We start from the raw sequence: 22,421 nt of genomic DNA, 5'->3' as shown, positions 1-22,421 counted from the left end.
GCGACGGGTGGGCTCAGTGCCTTCTGGAATGTTTTCTGGACATGCGATGCGATTTCTCGCGGGCGATTCGCCGTTCTTCGGAGGGCTTCGTGAAGGCCATATTCGCGCGATAGATGCGAAGAATACGGCTGCGGTTCACGGCCCGTTTGAAACGGCGCAGGGCGCGATCGATGGATTCGCTGTCTCGAACCTTGACTCCTACAGACAAAATTACTCTCCTTGCGATACCGGATATATAAGTGAACGGGCCGGCCGGATGATGGACCTGCTCCGCGGGTTGGATTAACCGTTTTTCGGTAACCTCATAAAACCATTGTTCTCCGCAGATTGTTCCTGTCTCATGATCCTTCTTCTTTCCACGAGGAATCCGGGCAAGATCGCCGAGATACGTTTGCTATTGTCGGACCTGCCGATTGCGCTGCGTTCCGTTTCTGAGATAGACGGGGCGCCGTTCGTTGAGGAGGATGCCGACACATTGGAGGGCAATGCGCGCAAGAAAGCCGAAACGCTTCATGCCTTCGGCGGTCTTCCTGCTCTGGCTGACGATACAGGCCTGGAAGTGGATGCGCTCGGCGGATTGCCCGGCGTGCAGTCGGCCCGATTTGCGGGATTGCAGGCCGACGATGCGGCGAACCGCCGGAAATTGCTCGCCGATCTGCAAGCCGCCCGGGACCGGTCCGCCCGTTTTCGTACCGTGATTGCTTTGGCGGACGAGACGGGCACCCGCTTTTTTGAGGGCGTTTGCCGGGGTACGATCATTGATGAAGAGCGGGGGAGCAAGGGCTTTGGGTATGACAGGATTTTTGTGCCGGAAGGCGGCAACCGTACATTTGCGGAGCTGGATGCGGAGGAAAAGAATGCCATAAGCCACCGGGGCGCGGCGCTCCGGCGCCTTGCAGCGTATCTCCACGATCAGGCAGGTTGAGGAAGTGGCATGGTTGCATTGATTCAACGGGTACGGGAGGCATCGGTACAGGTCGAAGGCGAAGAGGTCGGGTGCATAGGCGCCGGTATGCTGATCCTGTTCGGGGCCCACCGCACGGATACGGAAACAGAGCTGGATTGGCTGGTCGGCAAGTGCGCCCGCCTGCGCATTTTTCCCGACGAAGAGGGCAGGATGAATCGCTCGATCGCCGAAATCGGCGGGGAGGTGCTCGTAGTATCCCAGTTCACGTTGTACGGGGACGTGCGGCGCGGCAACCGGCCCTCCTTCGTGGATGCAGCGCCGCCCGAACAGGCCGAGGCGCTGTACGGAGCGTTCGTGGAACGCCTGACTGCTCAACTCGACGCCCCCGTCCGGACCGGCGTGTTCGGCGCCATGATGGATGTGCATCTTGTGAACGATGGGCCGGTGACGCTTTGGGTAGAACGCCGCCATGGCGCATAACATGCTTGCCGGTCAGCCGCCGCGCGCCTATTTTTTCCATGTTCCTGTTTTCGCAGGGCTTGTCGTGTTCTTCCGGACCGCTTCTTTCCGCCATCATGCCAGACGACGCTTCCTCCCTCACCCATCTCGATCCCGAAGGCGGTGTACGCATGGTGGATGTGGGGTCGAAACCCGGCTCTGTCCGCACGGCGACCGCCGCAGGGCGTGTCTGCCTGGGCAAGGAAGCCTTCCACGCCGTGGTGGAAGGAACCGTAACCAAGGGGGATGTGCTCTGTACGGCCCAGGTGGCCGGCATACAGGCGGCCAAGCGGACCCCCGGCCTTATCCCGCTATGTCATCCTGTGGCGCTGGCGGGCGTCGAGGTGACTTTTGATTTCTGCGAGGAGGATTTTTCGATAGAAGTGCGGGCTTGCACAAAGGCTGTCGGGCAGACAGGCGTCGAGATGGAGGCCCTGACCGCCGTTACCGTGGCGTGTCTTACCGTATACGACATGTGCAAGGCCATTTCGAAGGATATTCTTATCACGGATATCCGGTTGCTGGCCAAGGCCGGCGGCGCAAGCGGCGCATATGAACGTGCTCCGAAGGCGAACCGCACGTAACCATCCGGCGGTTTCGTCGTATACTTCTGCACGGCTCTGTTCCGCCTGTATTTTTCACGAGATTCCGCACTCCGCATGGAAAGCCTTTTCACCACGGTCGGCTTGCTGATTATCGCGCTGATCGTTCTTTTTTTCGTTTTTCTCTTGTATTTCGTGCCGATCGGGCTATGGGTAACCGCCTATTTCTCAGGGGTCCGGCTAAAGTTGTTCCGTGATCTGGTCGGGATGCGGTTGCGTAAGGTGCCGCCCTACACGATCGTCAAACCGCTCATTACGGCGCACAAGGCGGGGATATATGTCGATACGCCGCAACTCGAGGCGCATTATCTGGCCCAGGGGAATGTGCAAAAGGTGGTGAATGCGCTGATCTCTGCGGACAAGGCCAGCATAGATCTTTCCTTCGAACGTGCGACGGCCATAGATCTTGCAGGCAGGGATGTGTTCGAGGCCGTGCAGGTATCCGTCAACCCGAAGGTTATCGAAACGCCTGCGGTGTCTGCGGTGGCCAAAGACGGCATACAGGTGCGCGCTATTGCCCGTGTCACGGTGCGGGCCAATATCGAACGTCTTGTGGGCGGGGCTGGCGAAGAAACCATTATTGCGCGCGTCGGAGAGGGCATCGTGTCCACGATCGGTTCCTCCGAAACACACGCTCTTGTGCTGGAAAATCCCGATTCGATTTCCAAAGTGGTGTTGTCCAAGGGGCTCGATTCAGGCACGGCATTCGAGATTCTCTCCATTGATATTGCGGATGTCGATGTGGGCGAGAATATCGGGGCCAAATTGCAGACGGATCAGGCCGAAGCCGATTTGCAGGTAGCAAGGGCGAAAGCCGAAGAACGGCGCGCCTCGGCGGTGGCCCGGGAGCAGGAGATGCGCGCAGCCGTTCAGGAACAGCAGGCCAAAGTGGTTTCCGCCGAAGCGGAGGTCCCCAAGGCCCTGGCTGATGCGCTGCGTAGCGGCAATATCGGCGCCATGGATTTTTACACGCTGCGTAATGTCGAGGCGGACACGCGCATGAGGGATTCCATCGGACGCGAAGGTATTGACGACGAGAAGAAATAGCTGCGCCGGACCCTGCCCTTGGTCGGATAGCACACCATGATCACCCGTATTGTGGCTTTTTGCTCGCTGGGTGCGCTGAACGTCACGCAGGAATTGGCCGGCGCAATTCTCCGGGATATAGAGGGAGCGGATCCTGAGGTGGTGGCGGAGGAAACATTGTGTCTTGTGGCCGTCGTCACGCTACGGGCGGCGCAGGCCGGTCTCCGGGAATCGCCGGAACTTGCCGCCGCTGCAGAGCCTGTGCTGGCGGCATTGCCGTACACCTACCGGCGTTATCTCACGGGTCTCGCTATGATCGACCGCAACGATCCGTCCCTGGCTGAGCCGGGCTCGATCGAGGCGGTGGACCGCCGGTTGCAGCGCAAGCAGCGATTTTACGAGGGACAATTCCCCGAAGCGACGTTTCCCGGAGACGAGATACTCACAAACGGGATGGAATTCTGGATGGGCCGTATCAGCCCTCCGAAATTGCCCGAAACGCCCTCCGTACGGTTACGCAAGATGGGCCTTGCAGCATTACTGGGAGCGCATCTCCGTGTCACAGGGGCATACTGTCGGAGTGCCGCGATGTCGGAGCAGGACGAAATGGATGGTGCGGCAGAGAGCGCGTAGCCTGTCGCGCCTTGCTGTTTTCCGCCGCTGATCCTGTCAGGCGTCGAGTTTCGTGAGGCGGACCAGCTCGATCCGGTTGACTTCGGCTTTCAGGACGTCGAACCGGTATCCGTCGAAGGCGAAGTGTTCGTGCTGCGTGGGGATGGAGCCGATCCGGTCCAGCAAATAGCCTGCAAGGGTTTCATAATCTCCTTCGGGCAGCACGATTCCGAACCGGTCGCCCAATTCGTCGATTTCCGCGCGCCCTGCCACAATGTACCGGTTCTCGCCAATTTGCCGGAGCGCTTCTTTCTCACTGTCGAACTCGTCCTGTATGTCTCCGAAGAGTTCTTCCAGCAAGTCCTCGCGCGTCACCAGACCGGCCGTTCCGCCGTATTCGTCGATCACGATAGCCACCGACGTGTTTGTTTCGAGGAACTCGCGCAGCAGGTCTTTCGATCGCTTGGCCTCCGGTACGAATTGCGCCGGGCGCATGATTTCCTCCATGGTTTTCGGACCGTGAAACAGGTCGTACGCAAAGACCATCCCCACGATATGGTCGATGTTCTTCTGGTAGACAGGCAACTTGGAGTGTCCTGTTTCAAGGAACCGGCGCAGCAATTCATCGACGGGAGTGTGCTCTTCGACGGCCTCTATTTCCGTACGCGGCGCCATCGATTCCTTCACGCGGAGGGCGTTCATGGCAAAAACGTTCGAGAGCATCTCGGTTTCTTCTTCATCCAGGTCGAGTTCGCCGCTTTCGCGGCTTTCCTGAATGATGGCTTCGAAGTCACGACGCATGAACCCGACGAAGGAGTCTGTCTCTATACGAAACAGGCGCATCATCAATGTAGCTGCTCCGGCTGCCGTTTTGACGAGGGGCAGCAGCAGATAATAGGATATGCGCAGAGGAACTGCGAGTAGGAAAACCGCCCGGTTCGCCGTCTCGCGCATGACGGATTTGGGCAGAATCTCGCCGAATACCAGCACGAGCACGCTGGCTGCCAGCGTTTGCGTACTAAGTACGGCCAGCTCGATGCCCGAACTGCCCAGACCCGCCGCGCCCCAGAGGTGATCAAGCGGATCCTCCAGGTAAATCGCCGTGAGCGTGGAAAAGACGACGAGCGCGATGTTGTTGCCGACCAGCGTCGTCGTGAGGAACGCGGACGGGTCCTGCATGAAGTCGCGTACGATGCGCCCCACAAGCCCCCCCCGCCGGGCGACCACTTCCACGCGCAACCGGTTCGCGACCACGAAAGCGATCTCGGAACCCGAGAAAAACGCGCTCAGAACGAGCATCAGAAGAATGAGAAGAATGATCGCGAACGTCATTCGCGTCAGTTGCGTGTGCGCGAGCTGTCGGAATGGAGGACGGCGCCGGATTCCCGGTCTTCTTTTTGTCGTTCCGGCTCGTAGCTGTCCATATCGTCCAGGATAGATGTCACCGGAGAGAAGACATCCTCGATTTCCGAGATGGCAGCTTCCGTTTCTCCTACCTCTTCCAGCAGCGTATCAAGCTGGAACGTGATTTCTTCCGGGTTGCGGAGCGTCAGGGATTGCTCGTGAATATATTTGACGACATCCTCGATGGTCTCGATTTGCGCTTCGAGAATTTCAAGATGTTCGGCGCCTTTCTCGAAACGCTGCAGGCGTTGTTCGAGAATATGAAGCCGCCGCTTTTTGATGGACCGCACCTTCTCGGAATCGTCCTCCATGTCTGTGCGAAGGTGGGCGATGGACCGGATCACTTCCTGCTCTCTTCCGCTGTGTGTCGAAAGTTCGTATCGCTGTTTTTGATACAGCATATTCAGGTAGGAGGTTAGCAGGCCGTCAATCTTCCGGAGATGGCTTTCCAGCAAGCCCTGGGTGGCGTAACTCAGCTTTCGGTAATTATTGGAAATCTCTTTTTCGAGTTTTCGAAGTCGTGCATACCGGCGCTGGCTCGATTTGCTCAGCAGGCGAAAAATCTCTTTGTCGGAAGGAGGTTTGGCATGTTCGGCGGCCCGCCGTGCCCGGATGCTTCGGCGGAATCGCTTGTTACGCGGGACGAAGCCCAGATACATAAGCTCGAGGGCGGCGCCCATGATCAGCACGATATTGACGCTCAATTCCGAGCCGCTCAAGAAAAATGCGGTGAGCATAGCCGCGATCAGGAACCCGAGATTGAGCGGGTTCAGGAAGGCTTCTTTCGTGTAATTGATTTCCGAACGGTTCACGGCTACATGGTTGATCTCCGCCAAGCGGTATGCAGGGAATATATCCGCGTGCTCCAGCGGGTTTTTTTGCGGCTGTTGTCCTCCCTACGTTGTGCCGGTACGCTGTTTCCCGATCGTTTTTGCCGTTTCAGGCGCTTCCTCTTCGGGCGTTTCCAGGTCGCTGTCGGCGGCTGATTCCTCTGCAGGCGTTCCCGTTATGCCCATTTCCGCCTTGAATTGCTTGACGATTTCGGCTGCGCGGATTTCTTCTGCATCCTCCTCGATCCGGAGCGCGTCCTGATCCACGGAATCCAGCGCGATTTCCAGCCGGGCTTCGCTGTGGGCCGTTTGCTCCTGCAGGCGCTGGATCATTTCGTCATGGGTCTGGTCGATGCCCGTAACCTCGAACTGTTCCAGGGTGTCGGCGATCTTCGTCTGCCATTGCGCCCGCTCGTGATCGCGCAGCGCATTCTTCGCTTCCTGAATCTTGCGATCCTTTTCCCGCATGAAGGTTTTCTTGACCTGGAGCGCCTTGTCATAGGCAGCCGAGGCGTGCTTGAGTTGTTCTTTGGTACTGGCGAGGGACTCTCTGGCTTTTTCAAGCTGCATCGCATAGCGTTGCGCGATGTCGTCGCGTTCCGCCTGGATACCGGCTTTCACCTTGGCGATCAGGTCGGCGACCTCCTTTTCCGCCCGTTTCAGGTGCTTCTGCAGCATGATCACATTCGCCTTCACGCTGGCGATGTTTTCGTTCATTTTCGGCACCTGATCGTTCAATTCCCGGATATTCTGCTCCAGGATGAGGCGGGGATCCTCCAGAGACGAAACGAGGCCTCCAAAGAGCGATTTGACGAAGCGGGTAAACCGGGACCAGACGGACATAATGTGTAGAGGCGTGCTTATGCGGGGAAGCGATTGTTAAAGGATACGCTGATCGAAGGGGACTGAATCAGAGTATCCTGAAATATAGCGAATCCATTAAGCGTGTACGAGAAAATACCCCGGAAGGATTCGTTCGAAGGATGTGATCTGCGATTTGTTCTCTCCGGGGCGCGATGTTTACGAACAGGGGAGCAGGGGGCGCCCATCGTTCGGGAAGGCTTCGGCTGGGAGGCGTCCTTCTTACCCGTAGAGGAGCGTGTCCGCCTTCTTTGTAACCGGCTTCGCAGCCGTTGCAGGTGCCAGACGGGGAAAAATCAGGTCGGTAACCCGGGCGGGGCGTAGAAAGGTATTCGCCCTGGCGCCAGCTTCCGGGGAGCGGCAGGGCTGCAAGAGGTTCAGGCCTTTTCTTCCTCCTGTGCGTCCTCCTTGGCGCCATAGCGCCGGCGGAATTTCTCGACGCGGCCGGCGGTGTCCACGTACTGGCGGCGTCCGGTGTAGAAGGGATGATTCGTCGAATCGACCTCCGATTTGTGTACATCGGAGTTCATCGTCGAGCGCGTTTCGAATTTTGTGCCGTCGGCCAGCTGGACCGTGAGTTTCTTGTAATCAGGATGGATGTCCTTTTTCATCGCAAGAGGCTGCTGCGAGTTGTAAGGGGCAAAATATGTCAGGAACGTATCGGAAACGCGTCGGCTCGAACGCGCCGGGAATGCATGATGCCGAAAAAACAAGCGCGACCGTCAACGCGCGACAGGGGCAGCGGTTCCGTGGACGTGTACCCGCCAGCGGGATACCTTGCCCGGGCGCCCCTCGCAGAGCGCCGCTGCATAGTATTAACAGGCCCTAATCAGAGTACCCTGATCCGCGTCCATTCATTTTCTCCTTGTCCGGAGGTTTCCGCTCTTTCCGTCCAACAGGGTTTCGATCTGTTCGATTTCGTCGCGTAGTCTGGCGGCGCGCTCGAAGTCCAATGCCTCGGCGGCCTGCCGCATATCCTTGCGCATCTGGTCCGCCAGATCCCGTTTCTGGTCGTCGGTGAGATGCTTCATGACCGGGTCAACGACCACCCCTGTCTGCTCGGGGCCGCTGTAGTACCTGTCTTTCCGTGTTTCGTAGACTGCCTGCTCTTCTGCGATGATCGTTCCCTTTCTGATCTCGTCTTGCGATTTGTAAATGGTTTCCGGCGTGATATCGTGTTCCTCGTTCCAGGCGAGCTGGACTTTCCGGCGGCGATCGGTTTCATCCATCATTTTTTGCATGGACCCCGTGATGGTGTCGGCATACATCACGATGGCTCCGTTCGCATTGCGGGCTGCCCGCCCCGCGGTCTGGATCAGGGAGCGCTCGCTTCGCAGGAAGCCTTCCTTGTCCGCGTCGATGATGGCCACGAGCGACACTTCGGGCAGATCGAGTCCCTCCCGGAGCAGATTCACTCCTACCAGCACATCGAATGCTCCCAGGCGCAGGTCACGCAGAATCTCCACCCGCTCCAGCGCGTCGATGTCCGAGTGCATGTAGCGCACCGCTACCCCGTACGAGGCCAGATAGTCGCTGAGGTCTTCGGCCATGCGTTTCGTGAGCGTGGTGACGAGCGTACGTTCCCGCTGCTGCACGCGCTTGCGAATCTCCTCAAGCAGATCGTCGATCTGATTCTTCGAGGGGCGCACCTCGACCTTCGGATCGGGGATGCCGGTGGGCCGGATGATCTGCTCCACGAATACGCCGCCGGTCTTTTCCATTTCATAATCGCTCGGCGTGGCGCTGACATAAATGACCTGTTTGCTTTCCGCCTCGAATTCCTCAAAAGTCATGGGGCGGTTGTCCAGTGCCGAAGGAAGCCGGAAGCCATGCTCCACAAGGACCAGCTTGCGGGCCCGGTCTCCGTTGTACATGGCCCGTATCTGCGGGATGGTCACATGGCTCTCGTCGATGATGAGGAGCATGTCGTCGGGAAAGTAATCGAACAGGCAGTACGGGCGTTGGCCCGGGGCGCGTCCGGACAGGTGCCGCGAATAGTTTTCGACCCCCGAACAGTACCCGACTTCTTTCATCATTTCAATATCGAACCGGGTGCGCTGTTCGAGGCGCTGTGCTTCAAGGAGGCGCCCCTCGTCGCGCAGCACGGCCAGCCGCCATCGCAATTCTTCCTCGATCCCGCCGATGGCCTGATTCATCTTTTCCTTGGGCGTGACGAAGATTTTGGCCGGGTATATGGTCAGGTAGTTTTCTTCCCGGAGCGTTAGCCCGGTCCGGGCTTCAAAAAAAGTGATTTTTTCCACCTCGTCTCCCCAGAACTCGATCCGGCAGGCCACGTCTTCCGAATAGGCCGGGTAGATTTCCACCACATCGCCTCGTACGCGGAAGGTCCCCGGCGCAAATTCCACGTCGTTGCGGGTGTAATAGATGTGGATGAGGCGGCGCAGGAGGTCATTGCGGGGGATATCTTCTCCCCGCCTGATCTGCACGATTTCCGAGCGGTATTCTTCGGGGGACCCGAGGCCGTAGATACAGGACACGCTGGCCACTACGATCACATCGCTTCGCCCCGAAACCAGCGAACTGGTGGCGCGCAGGCGCAGGCGGTCGATCCGGTCGTTGATCGACATGTCTTTTTCGATGTACGTATCCGTCGGTACGATGTAGGCCTCGGGCTGGTAGTAATCGTAGTAGGAGATGAAGAATTCGACGGCGTTTTCCGGAAAGAACGACTTGAGTTCGGCGTAGAGTTGCGCTGCGAGCGTTTTGTTGTGGCTCATGATCAGGGCCGGACGCCCGATGCGCTGGATCACATGCGCCATGGAAAAAGTCTTTCCGGTACCCGTGGCTCCCAGCAGGGTCTGGAAGGGATCTCCGCGAAGCACGCCCTCGGTCAGTTCGTCAATGGCCCGGGGCTGGTCGCCCGTGGGGCGGAAAGGCGACGTCAGGCGAAAAGCGGAGTCGGTTTGCGTGATGTGCTGCATAAATGTTCGCCGTTTTGCGTATGTTACGCTCCATACATACGCACAGGTTGCGGAGATGTGCATGGCCCGGCGTTCCTCATCGCTCCGTGCAAGGACTTCACGAAACTCTTTTCGATATGAGCATCAGCGTTCAAGACCAGTACCAGGCGTCTATTGTCCAGATCAAGGGCAAATTTCTCGGTAGCGTACACGGCTCCGAGCTGAAGGATGTGCTGGATCAACTCAAAGAAGCCGGTAAAGTCAACGTGGTCGTCGATCTTGGAGAGACGGACTTCATGGATTCTTCCGGCATCGGCGTACTGATCGGCGGGTTGACGACCATGCGGAAGGTGGGCGGCGAAGTGCGTCTGGCCAACATGGAGAAGCGTATCCGCAATTTGTTCATGATGACCCGCTTGCTCGGACCGGTCTTTACCGCCTACGATTCCGTGGAGGCCGCTGCCGAGAGTTTTCGCACCGATCCGCCTGCGGCGCAGTAGGGGGTCGGTTATGATACATTTCTTACGTGTACCGGCTGCTTTGTGCGCCGGCCTTATCGCTTTTGCTCCCTGGGCAGAGGTCGTTGCGCAGAACTGGTTGCCGGAAGACCCGATTCCCCCGGATTCCTCGGTCGTGGCCGGCCGGCTTGACAACGGGCTGCGCTACTTCGTGCAGGAGAACGACCAACCGGAGAACCGTGCGGAATTGCGCCTGGTCGTGGACGTGGGGTCTATTATGGAGGACGAGGATCAGCTCGGACTGGCGCATTTCGTGGAGCACATGGCATTCAACGGCACCGAGAATTTCGAAAAACAGGAGCTGGTCGATTATCTGGAGTCGATCGGCATGCAGTTCGGTCCCGACGTCAATGCCTATACGAGTTTCGACGAGACCGTCTATATGCTGCAGGTGCCTATGGACGACCCCGAGGTTCTTGCGACCGCATTCCAGATCCTCAGGGACTGGGCCGGAGGGGTGCTTTTTGAAGCCGAAGAAGTCGATAAGGAACGGGGCGTTGTGATCGAGGAGTGGCGTCTCCGGCGCGGCGCCGCGTCGCGCATGCAGGACAAACAGCTCCCGATCATGCTGCACGGCTCGCTCTATGCGGAGCGCCTGCCGATCGGAGAGCCGGAGATTATCGAGAATGCCCCGGTGGAGACGTTACGGCGTTTCTATGACGACTGGTACCGGCCGGACCTGATGGGTGTGGTGGCGGTTGGGGATTTCGACGGGGCCGGGATCGAGGCCATGATCCATGATACGTTCGGGGGACTGACCGGGCCGGATGATCCCCGTCCCCGGACATTCGCGGACGTGCCCGTGGATCACGCGCCGCTTGTGGCGATCGCCACGGATGAAGAGGCGCAGATGTCTCAGGCGGGTGTATTGTACAAGCAGCCGCGAGCCCCCCAGGGTACCGTGGCCGACTTCCGCCGGGCGCTTGTGCAGAGCCTCTATTCGGGGATGCTGAACGCCCGCCTGCAGGAACTGACCCAGCAGGCCGCCCCTCCGTTTCTGTTCGCTTTTTCCGGACAGGGCGGTTTCGTGCGGGGTGTCGATGCGTACCAACTCGTTGCGATCGTCCCGGAAGGCGGGCTCACGACCGGGCTCAACGCACTGCTCACCGAGGCGGAGCGCGTGGTCCGGCACGGGTTCACGGCCACCGAGTTCGAGCGCCAGAAGACCGATCTGCGAAGAGGGTACGAGCGGCAGCTTGCGGAGCGCGAGAATCAGGAATCGGGCGCACTGGCCAGTGGATACGTGCAGGTGTTCCTGCGGGGTCTGCCGTATCCGGATATCGAAACGGAAGTGGAACTGGTGGATGCGTTGCTGTCCGGGATTACGCTGGAGGAAACGAATGCATTCGCCGGGCAGTGGCTGAATGAGCAGGGGCGTGTGGTATTGGCGAGCGGTCCCGAGAAAGAAGGGCTGGAAACGCCCGGCGACGAGGACCTGACCGCGCTATTCGAGGCCGTTGCCGCTGCGGAAATCGAACCCTACGACGATGCGGTCGTCGATGCGCCGCTTCTTCCGGTGATCCCGGAGGGTTCTGCGGTGATGGACGAGGAGACCGTCGATGAGGTGGGGATCACGATCTGGACGCTTGAGAACAGCGTGCGCGTTTTCCTGAAGCCCACGGATTTCAAGGACGATGAGGTGCGGTTTTCGGCGACCAGCCCGGGCGGTTCATCCCTGGGATCCGACGAACATTTCGTCAGCACGAACAGGGCCGCGACCCTGGTGGCTCGGGCCGGCGTGGGCGAATTCGACGATACGGCACTGGAAAAGAAACTGTCTGGCAAAATAGTGGGCGTGTCGCCGGGACTGGGGTCGCTGAGTGAGGGAGTCAGCGGGTTTGCATCGCCGGAAGATCTGGAAACGGCGTTCCAACTTGTTTATTTGTATTTCTCGGCGCCGCGCAAGGACGAAACGGCGTTCGAGGCGTACAAGGCGCTCATGGCCGGCATCCTGGCAAATCGGGAGGCCAATCCCAATGTCGCATTCTCGGATACGATCCGGGCGACGATGACGCAGGGGCATCCGAGGGCGTCGAGGCCGATGACCCAGGAACTTCTCGAGGAGATCGATCTGGATCGCGCGTTCAGCTTTTACCAGGAACGCTTCGCGGACGCAAGCGACTTCACGTTTTACTTCGTAGGCGCGTTCGATCCGGAGGAAATCCGTCCGATGGTGGAGCAGTACCTCGGTGCGCTGCCGAATCTGGGCCGCGAGGAAACCTGGCGGGATCTGGGTGTGGATCCCCCGTCCGGCGTGATCGAAAAGACTGTGCACAAAGGCATAGAGCCGCAAAGTCGGACGCAGATCATCTTTGCCGGCGAAGGGGCGTATTCGCCGGAGGAATCGACCGTGATCGGGGCGCTTGCCAGTATCCTGGAAATCCGGCTTCGCGAGCTGCTGCGCGAGGATCTTGGCGGTACGTACGGGGTCGGCGTGGGAAGTTCGCTGACGTACAGGCCGGATGAGGAGTATGACGTCACGATCAGTTTCGGTTCGGACCCTGAGCGGGCCGACGAACTGGCTGCGGTCGTTTTTGAGGAGATCGAGCGGATCAAGACCGACGGTCCCGACGCGGAAACCGTCGACAAGGTGCGTGAATCGCAGCGGCGCGCGAAGGAGACGAACCTGCGCGAGAACAGTTACTGGCTCGGCCGGATACAGGGGATGGATCAGGAGGGGCGCGATCTGAGGCTGATTCCCAGCTATGACCTGATCGAGGGCTGGACGGCGGAACAGGTCCAGGAAGCAGCGGTCCGGTATCTGCGCGAAGATCAGTACGCCAAATTCGTGCTGTACCCGGAGGAGACGGTAGAAGCGGATCAATAGGCCCTGCAGAGCATTGCTGCATAGTGTTAACAGGCCCTATAGGTCGGGCGGGCATGGCGCTGCTGGTAGAACGATGTATGCCACGCTTGGCGCGATCCCGAAGAGAGGTGTATTCGGCCGGGGCGGGGGGCGCTGAAGGATGCTGATCCGTTCGCTTGCCTCGAATTATCTGAAAGGCCTTTTGCGCTATCCGTTCGGCGGGTTGCGCCTGACCGGCAAGATATTGCTTCTCCTGTTGTTCTGGGGACCGCTCTTCGTGCCGGTGACCCTGTCGGGAGTGGGAGTGGGCATGCTTGTCCAGTCCGGAGAGGACTTCGCCACCGTCAATCGGCTGGTGCTGTATTTCGCGGTGGTATGGACGTTCGTCGATCTGTTCCTTCGCGGGCAGATATACGCGCCGATCTTTCCTTATTTGTCCACCCCGATCCCGCGGTGGAAACTCATCTCGTTTTACCAGTTCGTTACGCTTTTCGGCGCGCTCAACCTGTTGCTGCTGGCGTTCGTGGGGGCATTCTGGACCCGGAGTTTTTATGTTGCATACGGCGCCTTCGCCTGGCTCTGGTTGCTGTCGTTTCTCCTGATGCTTCTGTGCGTCCATGTGGTGTCGAATATGCTCAGAGCATCCTGGGGAAAAAGTTACCGGTCGGCGCTTTTTGCGCTGCTTGCAGTGGTTGCGCTGGTTGTGCTGGAATGGGGGATCGGCCTGGGGATGCTTTCCGGAACCTCCGCGATCCTTTTTGGCGCTGCGCTGGGAGGGGCTTTCTGGCCGACAGGGCTTTTGATCGCGCTGACCGGGGCACTGTCGTATGTGTCCACGCAGCGCATAGCCCGGGGTTTGTATGTCGATGCGGAGACGAAGCGGGCCAGCAAGGCAAGGATTTCCCGCTCGACCGTTTCGCGGAGCCGCCTGTTCGATCTCGTTTCTCTTGACTGGAAGTTGCTTACCCGGAACCGGCGCACCCGCTTTTCCCCGGTTCTGGTCGCTGCGTTTACGTTGTGGGGGATGTCGTATATACTTGCCGGTCCCTGGCGCGATGGGCTGAATACGGAGGGCGCCATGGGTTGGGGCGAGTTTTTGGGCTTCGCCATGGCGGTAAGCGCCGTCGGGCTTTTTTATACGGGACATATATTCTCCTATCGCAGCGCATACTATGACGGCATGCAGGCGAGGCCCTTATCGGAAATTCTGAGAGTGCAGGGGGTTCTGCGCATGTCCCATGCGGGTACGTTGCTGGGTTTCGCCGTTGCTGCGCCGATGATTATTCTGTCGATCCGGTTAGGGGGCATTCACCCCGACATGCTCCTGTGGGCAGGATGCATGTTCGTCTATGGATTGGGCGTGGTCAATTACGCCCATGTGCTCGCGGGCATGTTCCAGACCGTGCGGATAGCTCTGAATGTCAATGCGTTCGGCGCTAAAAAATGGGGCGGCCGGGACCGGTTTTCCGTTATTATGATCGGGGTGATCACATGGCTTCCGGCAGGTCTTCTCCTTTTCCTGATGCCGGACAACAACTGGGCTTTTATGGGCATAGGCGCCATGGGCATAACGGGTTTGCTGTGCCACACCCGCTGGGTTGCATTTCTGGTCTCCACGCTGCGGCGAAGGCGGTATATCATGCTGGAGCGCTTCCGGATTTAATCAGAGTATCCCCTTAATACCGTCCGGAACCGCGCACCTCTTCCGCTGGTTTGCGATGGTTCTATCGACACATGACCTTAAATAAGTAAGAGGAAAAATTTCCATGCCTAATCAGGTTACCGCCATTCCCGCCGCATCTTCGCAGGAAGCCGAAGCATATTTCGCCAGCAGCTTTTCCCTGGAAACGGATTGTTGGGACGTGCATGATGCATTGTCTCGCGGCGCAACGGACTTTGTGCTGCTCGATGTGCGCAGCCCCGACTTGTACGGGGCGGGCCATGTCCCCGGGGCACTTTCCCTTCCCCATGGAAAAATTACCAACCACAGAATGCAGGAGTGGTCCGACGATACCCTCTTTGTGGTATACTGCGCCGGTCCGCATTGCAATGGCGCGAAGCGGGCCGCACTCCGCCTTGCCCGTTTGGGGCGCCCGGTCAAGGAAATGACGGGGGGCATCACCGGGTGGGCCGATGAGGGTTTTTCCTTCGCCACCGGTGAAGAACCGGGCCGGGTTGGGGATACGCCTTGAGACGCTGCTTCCCGGCGAACTTGTTGTCCGTCTCCGGGGGCGCCGCGGGAACCGGGCAAGGTCGGGAGCGCATCGTGAGGCGCTGCCCAGTTTATTACACATTCCGAACAGCGCACAAAAAAAACTTTCGCCGATTTGTAAACCCGCGGCAGGAGCGAGGTCCCGGCTTCCTCGAATCTCTGTTACTGCAGAAAGCACCAGCCTGTCTGTCCCGTGCTGATCCGTTCGCTCGCCTCGAATTATCTGAAAAGCATTCTCCGGTCCCGTTTCGCGGAGTTGAATCTGGCGGCAAAGATACTCGCCATCGTTTTTATATGGATGCCGCTGTATCTGTATGCGACGGCTGCGGGGTTATTCATCGATCTGGTATTCGACACCGATATGCCGGCGATCGCCAGCGGGGGCGCCTTGTATTTTCTCGTTTTCTGGAGCGTTCTGGATGTTTTCTTCCGACCCCGGATATCCCTTCCCCTTTTCCCTTATCTCGCGACCCCGATCACCCGGCCGAAGCTCGCGCTGTTTTACCAGGCGACAAGCATTTTCGGAAAGATCAACTTTGTGCCCTTTTTGTTCGTCCTTGCCTTCTGGTTCAGGAATTTTCTCCTGAAGGATGTTTCGTTTGCCTGGGTCTGGCTGCTGCTGTTTCTGTCGTTGTCCGCATGCTTTCATCTGCTTACGAACCTGCTGCGGATGTCTCTCAGCAGGCGTTACCTCCCCATGCTGTGTACGTTGCTTTTCGTTGTGGCGCTGGCGGCGATGGAGTGGCGCTACGATATCCCGACGTTTGCCGCTCTTTCCAGCGCGTTGTTTGAGGCGACGCTGGGGGGTGCCGTCTGGCCACTGGCGATTGTGCTCGCTGCGGGCGCGACGGTACTTTACATATCCACCGGGCAGGTTGTCCGGGCGCTGTACGTAGACGATACGGCACTGTCCCGGCCGCGCAGGAAAGTTGCCGGGAAAGGCGTGGATCGCTCGTTTACGGACGGGATGTTGTCTTTCGAGTGGAAGATGATCCGGAGGAATAAGCGTCCGCGGGTATTGCTTTTTACTATACCCTATATGGTACTTTATGGCATATATATGGTTGTTACCTCTGAAGTTATGTCAGATATGTCGGGTATCTCATATATTCTTGAGATTCTTAATTTGTCGCTTGCACTTCTTTTTACACCCTTTTTGTCATGTATGCTATTTATAGGTAGCGCATTAAATTTTCGAAGTGTATTCTATGACGGCCTTATGTCAAGACCCTTATTGACAGATACTATTCTAAACACTGTTTTATATATTGCAAACATAATGCTTTTGGGGTATTTTGGTATTATTGCAGCAGTTTTTCTTTTTATGCAGAACTTTGCAACACTTCCTTTAGCCGGATATCTACTCTTATACTGTATGGGAATAAAATATATTATGCCCTACATATGGGTATTCGAGGCAAGACGGATTGAATTAAATGGGAATGTTTTTGACAATGTCAATTTTCATTTTGGTCAGAATTGGTGGATATCGGCTTTGTGTGCAGTGTCAATCTGTTTTCTCCCTCCATTACTCATAGCGCTCTTGCCGGGAATCCATTGGGGAGGCATAGCCATAGGAGCGCTGGGCTTGGCGGGGCTTCTTTTGCGCTCCAGGTGGATCGCCGCCATCACGAAAAACCTGGAGAAGAAGCGTTATGTGCTCATGGAGGAGTTCAGGAAGGGGTGAGGGGATCCGGTGGTTGGTGTTTTGCCGCTATATGTGCCGCCCGGACGGGTGTTGAGCTTTGGCAGGTCCGGCGGACTGCACAACTCAACCTGATCATACGGGTGAGTTCGGGTTGCATTTTGTCTCAATTCATAGTATTTTATATAAAATATTAAAGATAAAGGGACTATTCGGGTATACGTTATGGCAGGGGATATGATGGAGGATGTTCTGCGATTGGCGGAAGAGCGCGGGATTATTTCCTCACACGATCTGGTCGACCGGGGTTTGCCCCGGCGATACCTGAGCCGCCTCGCTGCGCGTGGCGAGCTGGAGCGTGTCGGGCGGGGACTGTACGCGCTGCCGGGCCGGGAATTGACGGAGCGGCACGATCTGGCCATAGTGGCTCGTCGGCTTCCGGATGCTGTCGTTTGCCTCCTCTCCGCACTTCGCTTCCACGACCTGACCACGCAAGCTCCGTTCGAGGTGTGGGTTGCTCTTCCTCGCGAAGCGTGGGAACCCCGTCCGGATACGGTTCCGCTGCGGGTGGTCCGAATGGCCAGGGAAGCGCTCACGGCGGGAGTAGAAGAGCATACTGTCGGGAACGTATCGGTTCGCGTGTTCGATCCGGCGAAGACGGTGGCCGATTGTTTCAAGTTCAGGGGACTTGTCGGTCTCGATGTGGCCCTTGAGGCATTGAGGGAGTTTCGCCGTCGCCGGTTTACCCGGCAGCCGGAAGGGAAAGTATGGACCGTCGATGCGCTATGGCGCTACGCCGGGGTGTGCCGTGTTCGGAATGTGCTCCGGCCATACCTGGAAGCGGTGGAAGCAGAGGGAGGATAAGCAGTGTCCGTAAAACCCCGCAAGGATATTGCTGTCTCTGTGCGTCAGCGGCTTCTGAATCTGGCGCGCGCCGGAGGGGAGGAATATCAGATTGTGCTCAGCCGTTATGTTCGCGAGCGGTTCCTCTATCGACTTGCCCGGTCGGAGCATGCAGACCGCTTCGTGCTGAAGGGCGCCATGCTGTTCCTCGTCTGGAGCGGGGCGTTGCATCGCGTCACACGGGATATCGATCTTCTCGGATACGGGGAGATCGGGGAAGAGGCGCTTCGCGCCGTCGCACAAGACATTTGCACTGTCCGGGTTTCGGATGACGGTGTTGCGTTTGCGCCCGAGCGCATTGTCACGGAGCGGATCCGCAGCGGACAGGAGTATGAAGGGATTCGTCTCAGGATCACGGCCCATCTTGGATCGGCCGTTGTTTCTTTTCGAGTGGATGTGGGATTCGGGGATGACGTCACGCCATCGCCCCGGCTTGAGACATTTCCCGCCCTTCTCGATTTCGAGGCGCCCCGGGTGCGGATATATCCTCGCGAGACCGTGATCGCGGAGAAGTTTCAGACGATGGTTCAGCGCGGCATCGCCAACAGCCGGATGAAGGATTACTACGATTTGGCGTACTTGGTCGGCGCCTTCGATTTCGAAGGGGAGGTTTTGGTTCAGGCTATCCGGCGTACGTTCGAGCGGCGCAACACGCTTGTTCCGTCCGGGATTCCAGTGGCGCTTTCGGAGGCCTGGATGGAGGATGCGGCCAAGCGGCGACAGTGGCGCGCCTTCCTGCAGAAAAGCAGGCTCGGCGACGATGATTTGAAAGAGGTGGTCGAATTGCTTGCGTCGTTTCTGATGCCGCCTGCGCAGGCTGTTAACGCTGGGGCCCCGTTTCCGCACAAGTGGCTTGCAGGGAAGGGGTGGACGTCAGTTTCCGGGACCATGCACGATTAAGTGGACGAATCCGCCCATCCCATGCTGATCCGTTCCCTTGCCTCGAATTATCTGAAACGGACCCTGCGCTCTCCGTTCGGGAGGTGGATCCTTGGGGGCAGTCTGCTTGCTGTACTATGTTTCTGGGCTCCCGTCTTTCTGTATGCCTTTTATACAGGTTTTTCCGCCGTCGGATATCTGGACATCGACCGTTCCGTCGATTTGCTCGCCGGCGTGAACCCGGCGATACTCCCTGTGCTTATCGCATGGGGTCTTTTCGACGGCTTACTTCTCAGACGCAAGGTATACGTATCGCTTTTCTCTTACCTGATTACTCCGACGCCGCGGCGGACACTTGCACTGTTTCGCCAGATCGTTACGCTGTTCGGCAAATTCAATCTGTTCGTGCTGGCGTTCATTGCAGGATTTTGGGTCAAAAACCTTTATCTCCAGAATGTCGATTTTGCCTGGAACTGGTTGCTGGTCCTGTGCCTGCTGTGCATATGCATGCACCTTGCGGCGAATATTCTTCGCTCCTGGCGGGGAGAAAAATTTCTGCCGGTGCTGGGCGTATTGCTTTGCGTTTCGGTACTGGCGGTACTCGAATGGGGACACGATGTCCGGGTCCTGTCCAGAGCCTCCGCCACGCTATTCGATGCGGCCTCAAGCGGAGCTGTCTGGCCGTCGATACTTCTGGCAGGCTTGGCGGGATGCCTGTTTTACGGGTCCGTGAAGAGGATAAGCCGGAGCCTGTACATAGATCATTCGGCAGCGCCGCGTCTGCCGTGGAACAGGAGAAGGGCGCCCCGCAGAAGAAGCAGGCCCCGTACCCTGACGGCTGAACTGCTTTCCTGCGAATGGAAGCTTATTCTCAGAAATCGGCAACCCCGGTCGATGATGACGGCTTCTGTCATCCTGACGCTTTTTATTGTTGTTTTGGTTGTCGGGGTGAGTACGGAGGTTGGCGCAAAGAACATCCCTGGAGTATTTATATTATGGTCGTTGTGGCATCCGATATTTTATTTTACTTCCGCTTTTGATTTCAGGAGTGCATATTACAACGGCTTAAGTGTTTGGCCGATCTCTGAAACTACGACACTCCGCACCATGTTGTTTATGTTTCACAGAATAATATTATCGATAATATTTATCTTCGCCTTGGCGACAATAATAATGAATATAATACTCGATTCGAGAATATTTTTTGGATGGATTTTTATGCAGGGAAGCATACTGTTTGCTATGGGTATCCTGAATTATATGGCCCTATTCCTAAACGTTTTATTCCCTATTCCCCGTACACTGAATGCCGGGATGACGGAACCCAATACATCATTTGTCTTACCCGTTATGAATGCACAGTCTATAATGATTAATGCGGGCTTTATAATTTTTCTCATTATGCCTGTTCTTGTAGAGATTATGCCATCCGTATCCGGTGTATGGTCGGGTCTGGCCCTGGGTGCGCTGGGCCTGGCGGGTCTGTGTCTCCAGCCATGGTTGATGAGACTCCTTGCCCGGCGCCTGCAAACCAGGCGGTACCTTGTCATGGAGCGGTTTCGCATACGCTGAGAGCGAACCTGGAAAGGACTTTCTCGTTCTACGTTCTCGATCGGAATTCCCTGTAGTCTTCTTTATCGAACCCCGCTCATGCAGATCATCCTGAAAGACCTTGTCAAGAAGTACGGCGATCTCGTCGCCGTAGACGTACCGCACCTGGAGATACCTACCGGTCAGGTGGTGGGCCTTGTGGGGAACAATGGCGCGGGCAAGACCACGTTGCTCCGCCTTGTGTTGGACCTGGTACAGGCCACGAAGGGGCATGTGCTGCTCGGCGACGAGCGGGTGGACAAGACCACCGACTGGAAGTCGCACACCGGTTCGTATCTCGACGAAGGCTTCCTGATCGATTTCCTGAATGCGGAGGAGTATTTCAGCTTTGTCGGCAAGGCGTACGGGTTGTCCTTGCAGGAGATCGAGGAGGCGGAAAGCCGGTACGCGAAGCTGTTTACGGAGGAGGTGTTGGGCACGGGCAAGCTGATTCGCGATCTCTCAGCAGGCAACAGAAAGAAGGTCGGGTTGCTGGCCGCGCTGCTGGTGAAGCCCGCTGTGCTGGTGCTTGACGAACCTTTCGCCAATCTGGATCCCACGTCGCAATATGTCCTGCAGCAGATACTGGCCGAGATGTCGAAAGAAACGAACGCGACCATTTTCGTTTCGAGCCACGATCTGGGGCATGTCACGGACGCCTGCGAGCGCATCCTGCTGATGAATCAGGGGCGGATCGAGCGGGACGAGCTTATTTCGGAACAGACGCTGAAGGAACTGGAGCGATTCTTCGCCCGGTCGGTGGCTGTATAAGGCTTGAGGATACCATGGAGACCCCGGACATGACGGTATCTCGGATGGAAAACAAGCAAAGCGCTTCCCGACCGCGTGAGGCTCCGGGGCTGCTGCGCGAATTGCTTTCCGTGGAATGGAAGCTTTTCCGGAGAAATCGGCGTCCCCGGTGGGGGTTGATATTTTCCAGTGTTGTACTACTGATCGGATCGGGCTCTGTATTGAGTGACCCTTTCGATAGTAATTTTCTTGCGATATACCTTATGATTGTTGCCGTATCTCATTTTTTTGTACTTAATTGCCGGAGCACGTTCTATGACGGTTTGCTGTCAAGGCCTGTATCGGAAACAAGGATTGCAAAAATTATTGTATATACGCATCATCTGTCTGCATCGCTGTATTTCGGTATCTTGATGGTTTTGTCAGGTGTTATTCAAAGAAATCCGAATGACATTTTTATGATAACATCTGCATTTTTGTATGTTCTGGGTATCTGCAATTATCTCCTGGCGTTCGCTGCAACCTGTCTTGAACCGCCGGTCCGCATAGAGCTGAATATGAAGTTTTCCGATGTGGGTCATGGAGAGCCTTACCGCGAAATCCCCATTTCCAAAGATGCAATCGGAAATCGGTGGATCATACCCGTTTTCTGGTTATTGACCATATTGAGCATGGGGCTCGTCTTTTCTGTGTACTTTTTTTCCCGAATACATGGAATAGCCTTCCCGGCGATGGCTGTGCTGGGCCTTGCGGGTCTTCTTTTTCACGCCGGCTGGGTCCGTTTGATTGCCCGCACTCTAAAAAAAAGGCGGTACGAATTGCTGGAACGGTTTCGGGGTGGTTGAAGAAAGGCACCCTGCGTTCAGACTGCGTACGCCTGAATGGGCCGGGCCAGCAGGTCTCCTTTGTTTTTCATGATGCGCGCGGCCTCGACGAGCGCGGGCCAGTGGGTAAGTAGTTGTCCGTAGGCGAGTACCTGCCGCCGGAACGCCGCAAGGCGTTGTTCGGGGTTTCCCGGCAGGTCTATCGGAACGTAGAAATCGGGTTTTGTTGCTGATTCCCGGGCTGAGGTCAGATAGCGCATCACGTCGTTTCGCCAGCAGTCCGGCTTGTCGAGTTTGGCTCCGAGGAGGCACTCTGCGCGGAGTACGTCGATGTGCATTGTCTGAAGGGCCAGTTTCCACAGAATAATCCTGTCAATGCGAATTATTAGAAGAATATGAAATGTCAACGTGAATTATTAGAAGAATATGAAATGTGCGGGGTGCGTGAGACCACTATAATAGGTCCACAGAAGCCATAGTAGACCTTTGGTCATATGCTTCTGATTCAGTGCCTGGCTTCGGCTGGCGTCCGTTTAACCTGATTTGGAGGTACTTACGATGAACGATATATCTGCTCACTCTGACCGGGAAATGACCTATTGGCAAACCTGGTATCAATTCTGGGTGAAGTCT

The 22,421-nt window shown here is 57.1% G+C and carries 22 protein-coding genes; 15 read left to right on the top strand and 7 right to left on the bottom strand.

Going from position 1 to position 22,421, the window contains the following annotated elements; all coding sequences use genetic code 11:
- Positions 1 to 13: 13 nt before the first annotated feature.
- On the bottom strand, positions 14 to 208 hold the full coding sequence (rpsU, locus tag F4Y00_06400; protein ID MYE04583.1) for a 30S ribosomal protein S21: 195 nt from the start codon (positions 206 to 208) through the stop codon (positions 14 to 16).
- A gap of 132 nt (positions 209 to 340) precedes the next feature.
- Between rpsU and rdgB the strand changes: the two genes are divergently transcribed.
- The 5 genes from rdgB (at position 341) to F4Y00_06375 (ending at position 3,666) form a co-directional block, all read left to right on the top strand.
- Positions 341 to 925, top strand: coding sequence for an RdgB/HAM1 family non-canonical purine NTP pyrophosphatase (rdgB, locus tag F4Y00_06395; protein MYE04582.1), 585 nt, complete (start codon positions 341 to 343; stop codon positions 923 to 925).
- A gap of 9 nt (positions 926 to 934) precedes the next feature.
- Positions 935 to 1,387: a D-tyrosyl-tRNA(Tyr) deacylase gene (locus F4Y00_06390; GenBank protein MYE04581.1), complete on the top strand. Its 453-nt coding sequence runs from the start codon at positions 935 to 937 to the stop codon at positions 1,385 to 1,387.
- Positions 1,388 to 1,482: 95 nt separating this feature from the next.
- Positions 1,483 to 1,989, top strand: coding sequence for a cyclic pyranopterin monophosphate synthase MoaC (gene moaC, locus F4Y00_06385; protein ID MYE04580.1), 507 nt, complete (start codon positions 1,483 to 1,485; stop codon positions 1,987 to 1,989).
- A gap of 75 nt (positions 1,990 to 2,064) precedes the next feature.
- Positions 2,065 to 3,054 carry a flotillin-like protein FloA gene (floA, locus tag F4Y00_06380; GenBank protein MYE04579.1) on the top strand — a complete coding sequence of 330 codons (990 nt, stop codon included), beginning with the start codon at positions 2,065 to 2,067 and terminating at the stop codon, positions 3,052 to 3,054.
- Between the two features lie 36 nt (positions 3,055 to 3,090).
- Positions 3,091 to 3,666, top strand: coding sequence for a hypothetical protein (locus F4Y00_06375; protein MYE04578.1), 576 nt, complete (start codon positions 3,091 to 3,093; stop codon positions 3,664 to 3,666).
- A 36-nt stretch (positions 3,667 to 3,702) separates the two neighbouring features.
- Here the strand turns inward: F4Y00_06375 and F4Y00_06370 are convergent, their stop codons facing one another.
- The 5 genes from F4Y00_06370 to uvrB form a co-directional block, all read right to left on the bottom strand.
- Positions 3,703 to 4,977 carry an HlyC/CorC family transporter gene (locus F4Y00_06370; GenBank protein ID MYE04577.1) on the bottom strand — a complete coding sequence of 425 codons (1,275 nt, stop codon included), beginning with the start codon at positions 4,975 to 4,977 and terminating at the stop codon, positions 3,703 to 3,705.
- A gap of 5 nt (positions 4,978 to 4,982) precedes the next feature.
- Positions 4,983 to 5,861 (bottom strand): hypothetical protein, encoded by an 879-nt coding sequence (locus F4Y00_06365; GenBank protein ID MYE04576.1) that lies wholly within the window; start codon positions 5,859 to 5,861, stop codon positions 4,983 to 4,985.
- Between the two features lie 84 nt (positions 5,862 to 5,945).
- Positions 5,946 to 6,722, bottom strand: a complete 777-nt coding sequence (locus F4Y00_06360) for a PspA/IM30 family protein (GenBank protein MYE04575.1) — start codon at positions 6,720 to 6,722, stop codon at positions 5,946 to 5,948.
- 395 nt (positions 6,723 to 7,117) lie between these two features.
- The gene (gene rpmE / locus F4Y00_06355; GenBank protein ID MYE04574.1) at positions 7,118 to 7,351 is read right to left on the bottom strand and encodes a 50S ribosomal protein L31; all 234 of its coding nucleotides are present in this window, start codon (positions 7,349 to 7,351) and stop codon (positions 7,118 to 7,120) included.
- 243 nt (positions 7,352 to 7,594) lie between these two features.
- Positions 7,595 to 9,682, bottom strand: a complete 2,088-nt coding sequence (gene uvrB, locus F4Y00_06350) for an excinuclease ABC subunit UvrB (protein ID MYE04573.1) — start codon at positions 9,680 to 9,682, stop codon at positions 7,595 to 7,597.
- 2 nt (positions 9,683 to 9,684) lie between these two features.
- Between uvrB and F4Y00_06345 the strand changes: the two genes are divergently transcribed.
- The 10 genes from F4Y00_06345 to F4Y00_06300 all read left to right on the top strand — a co-directional run bounded on the left by F4Y00_06345 (position 9,685) and on the right by F4Y00_06300 (position 21,809).
- The gene (locus F4Y00_06345) at positions 9,685 to 10,161 is read left to right on the top strand and encodes an STAS domain-containing protein (GenBank protein MYE04572.1); all 477 of its coding nucleotides are present in this window, start codon (positions 9,685 to 9,687) and stop codon (positions 10,159 to 10,161) included.
- A 10-nt stretch (positions 10,162 to 10,171) separates the two neighbouring features.
- Complete coding sequence (locus F4Y00_06340) at positions 10,172 to 13,006, top strand: insulinase family protein (GenBank protein ID MYE04571.1); 2,835 nt, start codon at positions 10,172 to 10,174, stop codon at positions 13,004 to 13,006.
- 139 nt (positions 13,007 to 13,145) lie between these two features.
- Positions 13,146 to 14,648, top strand: coding sequence for a hypothetical protein (locus tag F4Y00_06335; protein MYE04570.1), 1,503 nt, complete (start codon positions 13,146 to 13,148; stop codon positions 14,646 to 14,648).
- A gap of 103 nt (positions 14,649 to 14,751) precedes the next feature.
- A complete protein-coding gene (locus F4Y00_06330) occupies positions 14,752 to 15,177 on the top strand; it encodes a rhodanese-like domain-containing protein (GenBank protein ID MYE04569.1) in 426 nt (141 codons plus the stop codon).
- A gap of 213 nt (positions 15,178 to 15,390) precedes the next feature.
- Complete coding sequence (locus tag F4Y00_06325) at positions 15,391 to 16,884, top strand: hypothetical protein (GenBank protein ID MYE04568.1); 1,494 nt, start codon at positions 15,391 to 15,393, stop codon at positions 16,882 to 16,884.
- Positions 16,885 to 17,067: 183 nt separating this feature from the next.
- Positions 17,068 to 17,706: a transcriptional regulator gene (locus tag F4Y00_06320; protein MYE04567.1), complete on the top strand. Its 639-nt coding sequence runs from the start codon at positions 17,068 to 17,070 to the stop codon at positions 17,704 to 17,706.
- Between the two features lie 3 nt (positions 17,707 to 17,709).
- Positions 17,710 to 18,645 (top strand): nucleotidyl transferase AbiEii/AbiGii toxin family protein, encoded by a 936-nt coding sequence (locus F4Y00_06315; protein ID MYE04566.1) that lies wholly within the window; start codon positions 17,710 to 17,712, stop codon positions 18,643 to 18,645.
- 213 nt (positions 18,646 to 18,858) lie between these two features.
- Positions 18,859 to 20,196, top strand: a complete 1,338-nt coding sequence (locus F4Y00_06310; GenBank protein MYE04565.1) for a hypothetical protein — start codon at positions 18,859 to 18,861, stop codon at positions 20,194 to 20,196.
- A 78-nt stretch (positions 20,197 to 20,274) separates the two neighbouring features.
- The gene (locus F4Y00_06305; protein MYE04564.1) at positions 20,275 to 20,985 is read left to right on the top strand and encodes an ABC transporter ATP-binding protein; all 711 of its coding nucleotides are present in this window, start codon (positions 20,275 to 20,277) and stop codon (positions 20,983 to 20,985) included.
- Positions 20,986 to 20,999: 14 nt separating this feature from the next.
- Positions 21,000 to 21,809: a hypothetical protein gene (locus F4Y00_06300; protein ID MYE04563.1), complete on the top strand. Its 810-nt coding sequence runs from the start codon at positions 21,000 to 21,002 to the stop codon at positions 21,807 to 21,809.
- Between the two features lie 17 nt (positions 21,810 to 21,826).
- Here F4Y00_06300 and F4Y00_06295 read toward each other — a convergent pair whose 3' ends face one another.
- The gene (locus tag F4Y00_06295; protein MYE04562.1) at positions 21,827 to 22,126 is read right to left on the bottom strand and encodes a hypothetical protein; all 300 of its coding nucleotides are present in this window, start codon (positions 22,124 to 22,126) and stop codon (positions 21,827 to 21,829) included.
- Positions 22,127 to 22,421 lie beyond the last annotated feature (295 nt).

Source organism: Bacteroidetes bacterium SB0662_bin_6 (assembly GCA_009839485.1).
Lineage (GTDB): Bacteria > Bacteroidota > Rhodothermia > Rhodothermales > VXPQ01 > VXPQ01.
The sequence above is the reverse complement of the archived record's forward strand: the minus strand, read 5'-3'. Positions and strand labels throughout refer to the sequence as shown.